This window comes from Duncaniella sp., assembly GCF_029056165.1.
Taxonomy (GTDB): domain Bacteria; phylum Bacteroidota; class Bacteroidia; order Bacteroidales; family Muribaculaceae; genus Duncaniella.
Genome location: NZ_JAIDBW010000034.1, coordinates 38295 through 48931, shown reverse-complemented (window position 1 = coordinate 48931; position 10637 = coordinate 38295). Strand labels below are relative to the sequence as shown.

The window sequence follows — 10637 nt, the reverse complement described above, 5'->3', positions numbered from 1 at the left end:
GATTGCTCCTCAAGCTCACCTGCCTGATCGCTACCCTCTGATCCGCCATCAACGGCTGTGAAGGCGATGTTGCGGATGTTGGCAGTGAATGTATCCCAGAGAATGCCCTGATGCATTGTGATACGGAGGGTATATTGACCCTTCTCCATCACGGGAGTAGCGGGAAGAGTTGAGTTGACAACATAATTGCCCCAGTCACCGCCTGACTCACCTGTCTTTTCGATGATGGCGTTCTGCTTGTAGATGGAAGCACCTGCTGCATTGAGGATCTCGAAGTCAGCATTGCTCATCTCCTGCGGAGTAGCAGTCTCGAATGTGATCGCATACGCGCTGTTGAGAGTATTGTTGAGTGCAAACACAGCCACATCACCTTCGCCGAAGTAATCGAGGTTACTGAAATCCCCGTTGTCCTTGACGTTGGGTGAGAATGAGCTGTTATTTTCGATCTTCACCTTGCTGAGATCAAACGATGCAGTGGGGATATCGATAGCGTCAGCACCGGTTGATTCATTGGCAGTGAAGGCGATGTTGCGGATATTGGCAGTGTAAGTCTCCCACGTAATACCCTGATGCATTGTGATCTTGAGGGTGTATTGACCCTTTTCCATCACGGGAGTGGCGGGAAGAGTGGAGTTAACGACATAGTTACCCCAGTCACCGCCTGACTCACCTGTCTTTTCGATGAGGGCATTCTGCTTGTAGATGGAAGTACCGTCAGCATTGAGGATCTCGAAATCAGCATTGCTGAGTTCCTGCGGTGTAGCGGTCTCGAATGTGATGGTGTAAGAAGCAGTAAGAGTGTTGTTGATTGCAAACACAGCCACATCGCCTTCGCCGAAGTAATCGAGGTTGCTGAAATCACCGTTGTCCTTGACGTTGGGTGAGAATGAGCTGTTGTTTTCAATGGTTGCGGCTTTAAGATCAAAAGGATTCTCCGCATTGGTCGGAATGTTCACAGAGCCGGCGGCACTGACAGAGAAGGTTGTCATCAACGCACAAACGGCCATACTTAATGTAGAAAACTTCATAAAATTTAATGGTTTTAGATTGGTAAATGCTTGACAAATATAAATATATGCCAATAGCCCCGCAACCCATTAATCATTTTTAACAATTCAAGAATTAGCCTTTCGGCCGCCATTCCCAAGTTGAATCTACAATAAGGCAAATATCGTTCAATCTTAATTTACTAAGATCCACAGCCTAAAGCCAAGATCCAAGCAGGTCATGATCCTACAATATCAGATTTCACTTCCATTCTTCCCTTGACAGCCTGAATAATAGATATTTTCTTGCCTGAAAATGCTCGATCCGACACAAAACCCTCCTTTCCCAAAGCGCCTGAAAAGGGGTAGTAATTGTATCGGACCACTGATGGCCACCAGTCAAAAAAATCAGAGGTGCACATGACTTTCGGTCATATACACCTCTGCTGGCTATGGCTTTTTTATTGAGAAATCCAAGGGGGATTTGTTCTCCTTCCACCGGATCGCAGACCCGGCCGCAAAGAGATTATTCCTCGTACTTCTTGACGATTACAGTCGCGTTATGACCGCCGAATCCGAATGAATTCGAGAGTGCGGCACGGACAGGACGGTTCTCGGCCTTGTTGAATGTGAAGTTGAGGGTGTAGTCGATATTCTCATCCTCGTCGCCTTCCTCGTGGTTGATGGTCGGGGGAACGACGTCGTTCTTGCAGGCGAGGACAGAGAACATGGCTTCGAGCGCGCCGGTAGCACCGAGAAGGTGACCGGTCATCGACTTGGTGGAGCTGATATTGAGCTTATGAGCCTGATCACCGAAGAGCTCTACGATAGCCTTGACCTCAGAGATATCACCAACGGGGGTCGATGTACCGTGTACGTTGATATAGTCAATGTCGGCAGGAGTCATGCCTGCATCCTCAAGAGCATTGCTCATGGCGAGCTTCGCACCGAGGCCGTCGGGGTGAGTGGCTGTGAGGTGATAAGCGTCAGCACTCATGCCGCCGCCGGCAACCTCAGCATAGATCTTCGCGCCGCGGGCTTTGGCGTGTTCGAGTTCCTCAAGGATGAGGACAACTGAACCCTCGCCCATCACGAAACCGTCGCGTGACTTGCTGAACGGACGCGATGCAGTCTCAGGCGAATCGTTGCGGGTTGAAAGCGCGTGCATCGAGTTGAAACCGCCCACACCTGCAGGATAGATTGCGGCTTCTGCACCACCGGTCACGATAGCGTCGGCCTTTCCGAGACGGATGAGGTTGAAGGCATCGATGATGGCGTTGTTGGACGAAGCACATGCCGAAACCACACCGAAGTTAGGACCGTGGAAGTTGTATTCCATTGAGATGTGACCCGAAGCGATGTCGGCGATCATCTTGGGGATGAAGAAGGGATTGTATTTGGGACCCTGCTCAGCGCCGTTGACAGCATAGTAGCCGGCCTCTTCCTCGAAAGTGTGGAGACCACCGATACCTGCGGCGACGATCACGCCTACGCGGTTACGGTCGAGGTTGGGAGCTTCTTCAAGACCTGAATCGGCAACAGCCTGACGGGCTGCGACGATACCATACTGGGCATAGAGGTCGAGCTGACGGAGTTTCTTGCGGTCAAAGTGGTCATTGGCATTGTAACCCTTGACTTCGCAGGCAAACTGAGTCTTGAATTTAGAGGCGTCGAAATGGGTGATGGGAGCGGCACCGCTCTTGCCGGCTACGGCGTTGAGCCATGTGGTCTCAACATCGTTGCCTATGGGGGTGATGGCACCGAGGCCGGTCACCACTACTCTTTTTAATTCCATTGGCAATTAATAGTAGATTCTTGAAAGGAAAATAATGAAAAGAAGCGGGAAAGTCCTTTGACATTCATCGGAGGGATCTTACCCGTAAGGCCCCGACGTAAGAGCATGGGCCTAAAGCGAGAAGAAGGCTCCACCGCGCTGCTGTTTTTCACTGGCGTGGGGAGCCTTTTGTGGCGCGGTCAAAGCGCAGTCGTGCCGACTGCAGGACCGGTTTTACTTCTGAGTGTTAGCCTCGATGTACTCGATAGCGTTCTGTACAGTGCTGATCTTTTCAGCCTGATCATCGGGGATGGTGATGCCAAATTCCTTCTCAAATTCCATGATGAGTTCAACGGTGTCGAGGCTGTCAGCGCCAAGATCCTTAGTGAATTCTGCGGTTTCGGTTACTTCGTTTTCGTCAACACCGAGCTTATCAACGATGATAGCTTTAACTCGAGATGCAATTTCAGACATAGCTTTAGTTGATTGTAAGTTTTTAATGATTAATTTTCGTTTTTAGGGGCAAACGATGAATAATTTCACATTTGCGGTGCAAAGTTAAGTATTTTTTTGACAACTTTCAACCATCCAAACGCATAATTATGTTAATTGGGCTGTTTTTTGGCGCATTTTTAGCCTTTTATACCATCTGAATGTCCTGTTTCACCGATAAAAAATGAATTTCGATTGTTACAAACCTGTTACGTTGATGATTTTTCCCTCTTATATTTGAATTTTTTTACCCAATTTTGCATAAGATATTTTCAAATCAAAACACATCAGCTGAATCATTATGAAATCTAAATATTATCTCCTTGGTCTGCCACTCGTTGCACTTCTCGCTGCGTCATGCGGACAGAGATCATCTTCTCCCGAAAGCATTGATGGAATCGACGAGTTTGAAATCTGTCAGAAACTCATGTCAGGGCAGAAAGATTATAAAGTCGAGACCGACTACGGGACTGTCTATCTCGAACTCATGACCTCTATACAGTGGCCTGAAAAAATGGGATCGGCGAACCTTTCGGTCCTTCAGGACTCGATTAAACGTATAGCGTTCCGTGACCGTACATCGGACGGAATCCGTGAAGTCCTGAAAAACTTTATCGCAAACACCTCCATAGTGGATGGAGCAACTTCCGTCGAGCCTGTCGATTCACTTCCGGCCGACTCAATGACCTATTTCTATAGCGTCACCGCCGACATCACCGATCTTACTGAAGATCTTGTCACCTATCAGGTGATTGCTTCAAGCTTCCTCGGTGGAGCCCACCCGATGACTGCCACACGCCCCTTCACCTATAATCTGAATGAAGGTGTAGTTCTGACCAATGACAATATATATCTCCCCGGTGTGACCAACGACTCGATCATGCCTGTGATCAAGGAAGCACTTGCGCGTCAGTTGTCAGTCCCGGTCCGTTCGCTCGATCGCACCGGAATTTTCGTCAGTCAGTTCACCTATCCCGGCCGTCCCTACATAGTCAACAACACACTCTATTTCCACTATGACCCATACGAGATCGGCCCTTACGCCCTCGGCAACATTGACGTGGCGGTCCACCCCTACTCCATCGACCATTTCCTCAAACCGGAAGTCCGCAAACTTTTCGATCAGGAATTCTAATTCAACGACAGTATCGTATTAAACACCATAAATACGAAATCATTAAAAATATCACGGCGACGGATGTGCCGTGATATTTTTTTACTATCTTTGCGGATGATGCTGTGTCAGGATCAGCTCGGTGATGCTGTGGTAAAATCGGCCCTACAACACGGAATCTATACATTCTGACACGACCATCCGCGAAATCCGATACCAAAAACATAAGCCCACAAAATATATTATGGAAGATGTAAAGATCACAGCCCGCTCCCTAATGGAGTTTCTCGACAAAAGTCCGGTCAATTTTTTGGCGGTTAAAACCGTCAGCACTCAGCTCGATGCAGCCGGTTTCACACGTCTGGATCCGCGCGACGCATGGACTCTCCAACCGGGAGGCAAGTACTATATCACCAAAAATTCAAGCGCGATCTTCGCTTTCGTCACATCGACCGAAGGCCCTGCATCGGGATTCCGCATCATATCCGCCCACTCCGACTCACCCTGTATGCGCGTCAAACCAAACGCCGAGATGATCAGTGACGGTGGAGTTGTCAAACTCAACGTCGAGGTCTATGGCGGCCCGATCCTCTACACATGGTTCGACCGTCCCCTCTCGCTTGCCGGACGCGTAGTGCTCCGTGGCGACGATCCCCTCCGTCCCCGCACGGAGATTGTCAAATTTGACCGTCCGCTGCTCACCATCCCTCATCTCGCCATCCATTTCAACCGCGCAGTCAACGAGGGCAATCCCCTCTCCAAACAGAAAGATATGCTCCCGGTGATAGCCATCGTGAAGGAAGCCGCCGAGAAGGACAATCTGCTCCTGCGCACTATCGCCGATGCTCTGTCGTGCCGCATCGAGGACATCCTCGACTTTGACCTCTCGCTCTATGACACCACTCCAGCCTGTCTCGTCGGTCTAAACGAGGAATTCCTTACCTCCGGACGCCTCGATGACCTCAGCATGGTTCACGGCGCAATGACCGCACTGCTCGAAACCTCATCCACGACCCAGACTCGCGTCATGGCCATCTTCGACAATGAGGAGACCGGCTCAGGCACAAAGCAGGGTGCAGCCTCGCCGGTGCTGATGCAGCTGCTGCGCCGTATAGTCGGCTGTCTCGGTGGAAACGAGGAGGATTATCTGCGTAGTATCGACGCTTCGTTCATGGTATCGGCCGACAATGCACATGCCTTCCATCCAAACTATGCCGAGAAGTATGACCCGACAAACCATCCCGTCGTAGGCGGAGGCCCAGCCATAAAGATCAATGCCAACTGTAAATACATGACCGATGCCGAATCAGCCGCCATTTTCAAGAGCATCTGCGAGAAAGCCGGCGTTCCCTGCCAGTACTTCGTGAACCACAGCGATGTGGCAGGCGGTTCCACACTCGGCAACATCCTCACCTCGCAGATCGACCTGCGCGGAGTCGATATGGGCGAAGCCATCTGGGGCATGCATTCCGTCCGCGAAACAATGGCCACCAAGGATCACGCCTACACCATACGCGCCTTCAAGACATTCTTCGATCTCTAAAGGATCGTAATCGAACAAGCGATAAATTTAGGCGGGTCAAAATTTCTTTTGACCCGCCTAAATCTATTAAACCTGTGCTGTCGCATTAAAATGCGACCCTACAATTTCATGAATTATTATTTTCATGAACTAACAAATCAATGTTTCTTATCCATCGAATACCATGCATACGCGATGTAGGCAAGGACGAATGGAATGATTACCGATACCCAGCTCATGCAGGTAAGCGTGAAAAGGCTCGACGAGCTGTTGAAAATGGTCAGCGACGATGACGGGTCGGTGAGCGACGGATAGTAAGGTGTGTTGTTGTAACCGGCGATCCAGAAAAGTGAGAGCACCACGAGCACCGTGCCGATTCCGCTCCACCATATACCGCAGGTCCAGTGATCAGCGAAAGCCGAGCGGATAATAGCATAGAGAACCATCACCACACCGATCAGGAAAGCGACCAAAGCCCACGGCATATCAAGGAAGTTGAAGAAGTATTTGAACTCGCGCACTGTGAACTGGCTCGCACGTCCGTCGATACTTCCGTCGTAGGCGGTCTCAAGACCCTCAGCAGTAAGGAGAAGCCCGACGAAAAGGAGGAAGAACACGAGGAAGAGCACTGCATTGAAAAGCACCCTGCGGCGATTGGTCCAGAAAAATTTATCGCTCTGCGGATTATTGTTCATAAGGTAGAGCGCAGCCTGTGTACGCGCGAGGAAGAGCACGGCAAAACCGAGCACAAGGTTTTTCCAATAGAAAATCGCCTCAAAGCCATGTGACGGTGCCCACGTCGAGATCACCGGAGCGGATGCATCGAGAAGATTGCCTTTGGCAACCGTGAACTCCGCACCGAAGAAGAACATGGCAACGGCAACTCCGAGCAGCACACATCCCACGCTTCCGTTGATGAAAAGGAATGTATCGTAAGTGCGTGTACCGAATACATTTCCCTTCTTTGAACGAAATTCATAGCTAACAGCCTGAAGGACGAAACTGATGAGTATAAGCATCCACAGCCAGTAAGCTCCGCCGAAACTGGTTGAATAGAACAAGGGGAATGAGGCGAAAAACGCACCGCCGAAAACGACAAGAGTCGTGAACGACAACTCCCATTTATGACCGAAAGAACTTATCATGCGGCGGGATGCCTCCGAATTGTCGCTGACACCTAAAAGGAATGTCTGGCCACCCTGCACGAACAGGAGGAAAACAAGTATGGCACCAAGCACAGAGATCAGGAGCCACCAATATATCTGTAAGGATTCAAGTTCCATAAAATAGTCTTGTTATAGGTATATTATTTAATGTGTATCACGAATATAAGTTACGATGATCAATAATCCTGCTTCTCGTCCGAACCACCATTGCGGATCTGGTTGATCATGATGGTGATTTCAGCCACAAGAAGGGCGGTGAACACAGCAGCAAACATCCAGAATGTCAGCTGCACGGTCGATGCAGAGATGGCCGAGATAGCGGCCTTCGCAGGCATGAGGTTTTCGATAATCCACGGCTGGCGGCCAACCTCGGCAGTAACCCAACCCGCCTCGGAACAGATCCATACGACAGGGATGGTAAGCATGGCCACCCACTGCCACCAGCGTTGCTGCCACAGGCGCGAACGGCGTCCGCCCATAGTGCAGACAGCCACGATAAAGAAGATCAGCAGATAACCGCCTGCCATGACCATGATACGGAACGAATAGAACGTAACCGCCACAGGAGGCACAGCCTCATCGGGACTGTTGAGATAGCCGTAGCCGAAGTAACGGTAATCATCCTTCAGGCGTGAGCGTGCGGCAGCCATAGCAGCCTCGTCGCCATTGGCCATAGCCGCGTCAAAATCGCGCAGAGCCTCGTGGGCACGCTTGCCGATGGCTATACGCTCGGCGTAGGAATCTGTACGGATGGTGTCGCCCTCCGGAGTCAGACGGATACCGTCGATCAGGTCGTTGATGCCGGGGACGAAGGTGTTCGGATCATGATTGGCGAGCACCGACAGCCCGTAAGGTATGGAAATATCAAACAGATAAGGATCGGAATCATCCGTGCGTTCCTTTGAAGGATTGAGCAGGGCCACTCCTATAAGTTCCTGACCGACCTTACCGTTATAGAGACCTTCCATTGCAGCGAGTTTCATTGGCTGCACCTTTGCCACCTGAACGGCCGAGCCGTCACCGGTCCATAAAGTCAGCAATATGCCGACGAGACCGAACCATCCGGCTATACGGATGGAGTCCATCGCAAACTCCCTGCGGCGGTCTTTGAGAAGATACCATGCGCTGACTCCGCAGACAAACACCGCACCGACAACCCAACCGTCAAACACGGCGTGGAAGAACTTGTTGACAGCAACCGGCGAGAGCACTACGTCCCAGAAATTGTCCATGATATTACGCATCTGACCGGGATCAAACTCCATGCCGACAGGATACTGCATCCATGCGTTGGCTATGAGGATCCAAAGGGCTGAAATCGATGCGCCTATGGCAGTCAGCCATGTGGAAGCGAGGTGGAAACCGGGACTGACCTTTTTCCAACCGAAGAACATGACGGCTATGAACGTTGCCTCCATGAAGAAGGCAAGCAGACCCTCGATGGCAAGCGGTGCACCGAAGATGTCGCCGACAAACCAACTATAGTTTGACCAGTTGGTGCCGAACTCAAATTCAAGAATAATACCTGTGGCCACACCCATAGCGAAATTGATTCCGAACAGTGTCATCCAGAATTTAGTGGTGCGAAGCCACTTCTCGCTGCGTGTACGGTAATAGATTGTCTCCATAATCCCGACGATCACGCTCAGTCCGAGCGTCAGGGGTACGAAGAGCCAGTGATACATGGCGGTTAGGGCAAACTGCCAACGCGACCAATCGACTACAGTCATCAAGTCATCCATAAATATAATAAGTAAAAGCGTGAATAATTTATGTTATTATATATATTAATCAGTTATAATCAGTCAAAGGTTCACCGACGGTTGAGCATCGAAGACCTGACCGCTTCCGCCCGTTCGCTGTCCGTGTCATAGTCACGGCTGAGAAGATCCGGAAAGAAAAAGAGCTTGAACACGAAAAACAACACGAAAAGTTTGATCAGTATCAGTATCCACAGTTTCCTCCCGACTGTCATGGAACGGAAACCATCGACATAGAACCTCACCACCTTGCCGGGCCATGCCGGAAAGGCTCTCTGGAATGCTGAAATGTATTTTCCACTCGTTTTATTCATTGTATCTATTTCGGGCCGTGATCACCCATTCAGGGCAGCGCAAGCCGGTGTAGTCGGCAAATATAAGCATTATTTTTTCTCGCTCATTAAAAAATTATGGTGTTCTTTAACACTTATGATAATTTTAAGGTGTGAGGATAAAATGCTATCTTTGCATATCTAAATCAGCTCTTAAAACTATTATAATTATCCTTAACTGTTGAGTACCAACAGCATGACAATAGTTAAGGGTAAATTTATCAATCATCATTATCACAAATTTCTCAACATCGATGAAACAATCATTGTTCTACGCGGCCGGACTTCTCCTGCTCGCTGCATGTTCTCAAACTCCTAAGCAAAACTACGTCGTGACCTTTAATGCCGATCCTCAACTCAACGATCAGACGGCATACATTGTAGATTTCGACACCGAGGATAAGATCGACAGCGCAGTCATCACTGACGGTATCGCAGTGTTCCAAGGCGAACTCACCGCACCCCGCTATGTGACCATCTCCGTTGACGGACGTGGCGCAGGCCGACTCATTCTCGAAGGTGATTCAATCACTGTCAATACCGACGGTTCTGTAATCGGTGGTGAACTCAACGCCAAGAACAGCGAATTCATGGAGAGCTACATGGCTACCATCAAGGAATTCCGCGCACTCCCCGATTCTCTTCAGGAAGCACGTTATCCTGAATATAACGAACGCATAACCAATGCCGAAAACAAACTCATGGAGGAAAACATCGACAATCCCCTCGGTTATGCTGTATTCCTCTCAGGCCCCGGCAGCTCCTACACCCTTACCGAACTTGATTCCGTACTTGCTGCTCATCCCTCACTCGGTGAATACAACCGCGTGCAGAAGCTCCGTCAGTCACTCGTGAACCTCGACGAGACATCTGAAGGAAAGATGTTCAAGGATTTCGAAGTGACCTACAATGATTCCACCTTCCGTCTCAGCGACTATGTAGGCAAGGGCAAATATGTCCTCGTTGACTTCTGGGCAAGCTGGTGTGGTCCCTGCATCCGCCAGACTGCCGTCATCAAGGATCTCTACAAGGAGTACGGCCCCAAGGGTCTCGAAGTGATCGGCGTGGCCGTATGGGACAAACCTGAGGACACCCTCAAAGGCATCGAGGCTCATGAGCTTCCTTGGATGAACGTCATCAATGCTCAGAGCATCCCCACCGATCTCTACGGCATCAAGGGTATCCCCTGCATCATCCTCTTCGGTCCTGACGGTACCATCCTCAGCCGTGGTAAGCAGAGCGATGAACTTCGCGCCGATGTCAGCAAAGCTATGGCTGATGCGAAGTAAACCCTATTTCTTCCACAGAAGATTCCTCCATTAATCACAACGATCTCAGCGCGTTTCCGCCTTGTGTCCACACGGACTGCTTGCGGAAACGCGCTCGATTTTTATACCGTGATTTACCATAGATGAGCCATCCTTCGGAAAGCATATTCTGAATTAACCAAATTTAGGCTCGGATTTAACATTTTTCTTTCGATTTCTTTGT

9 protein-coding genes are annotated in these 10637 nt (G+C 49.9%); 3 read left to right on the top strand and 6 right to left on the bottom strand.

Translation table 11 applies throughout. From position 1 onward, the window contains the following. From K2G41_RS07055 to K2G41_RS07045, 3 genes are all read right to left on the bottom strand, one after another. Positions 1 to 989: hypothetical protein (locus K2G41_RS07055; RefSeq protein WP_300116770.1), on the bottom strand; the 989-nt coding region annotated here is incomplete at its 3' end. A gap of 523 nt (positions 990 to 1512) precedes the next feature. After that, the gene (gene fabF, locus K2G41_RS07050; RefSeq protein ID WP_300116768.1) at positions 1513 to 2781 is read right to left on the bottom strand and encodes a beta-ketoacyl-ACP synthase II; all 1269 of its coding nucleotides are present in this window, start codon (positions 2779 to 2781) and stop codon (positions 1513 to 1515) included. 213 nt (positions 2782 to 2994) lie between these two features. Then, positions 2995 to 3234: an acyl carrier protein gene (locus K2G41_RS07045; protein WP_123614068.1), complete on the bottom strand. Its 240-nt coding sequence runs from the start codon at positions 3232 to 3234 to the stop codon at positions 2995 to 2997. Between the two features lie 319 nt (positions 3235 to 3553). On the opposite strand from K2G41_RS07045, the gene K2G41_RS07040 reads away from it, so the two are divergent. Then, positions 3554 to 4387 carry a DUF3298 and DUF4163 domain-containing protein gene (locus K2G41_RS07040; RefSeq protein ID WP_300116765.1) on the top strand — a complete coding sequence of 278 codons (834 nt, stop codon included), beginning with the start codon at positions 3554 to 3556 and terminating at the stop codon, positions 4385 to 4387. Positions 4388 to 4610: 223 nt separating this feature from the next. Further along, positions 4611 to 5909, top strand: a complete 1299-nt coding sequence (locus K2G41_RS07035; RefSeq protein WP_300116763.1) for a M18 family aminopeptidase — start codon at positions 4611 to 4613, stop codon at positions 5907 to 5909. A gap of 137 nt (positions 5910 to 6046) precedes the next feature. Here K2G41_RS07035 and K2G41_RS07030 read toward each other — a convergent pair whose 3' ends face one another. From K2G41_RS07030 to K2G41_RS07020, 3 genes are all read right to left on the bottom strand, one after another. Continuing rightward, on the bottom strand, positions 6047 to 7171 hold the full coding sequence (locus K2G41_RS07030) for a cytochrome d ubiquinol oxidase subunit II (RefSeq protein WP_300116762.1): 1125 nt from the start codon (positions 7169 to 7171) through the stop codon (positions 6047 to 6049). A gap of 59 nt (positions 7172 to 7230) precedes the next feature. Continuing rightward, positions 7231 to 8796 carry a cytochrome ubiquinol oxidase subunit I gene (locus K2G41_RS07025; RefSeq protein WP_300116760.1) on the bottom strand — a complete coding sequence of 522 codons (1566 nt, stop codon included), beginning with the start codon at positions 8794 to 8796 and terminating at the stop codon, positions 7231 to 7233. 71 nt (positions 8797 to 8867) lie between these two features. Beyond that, entirely contained in the window at positions 8868 to 9128 is a 261-nt protein-coding gene (locus tag K2G41_RS07020; RefSeq protein WP_300116758.1) for a DUF4492 domain-containing protein, read from the bottom strand. 272 nt (positions 9129 to 9400) lie between these two features. Here K2G41_RS07020 and K2G41_RS07015 point away from each other — a divergent pair, with 272 nt between their 5' ends. Further along, a complete protein-coding gene (locus tag K2G41_RS07015; RefSeq protein ID WP_300116756.1) occupies positions 9401 to 10435 on the top strand; it encodes a TlpA disulfide reductase family protein in 1035 nt (344 codons plus the stop codon). The last annotated feature ends 202 nt before the right edge of the window (positions 10436 to 10637 follow it).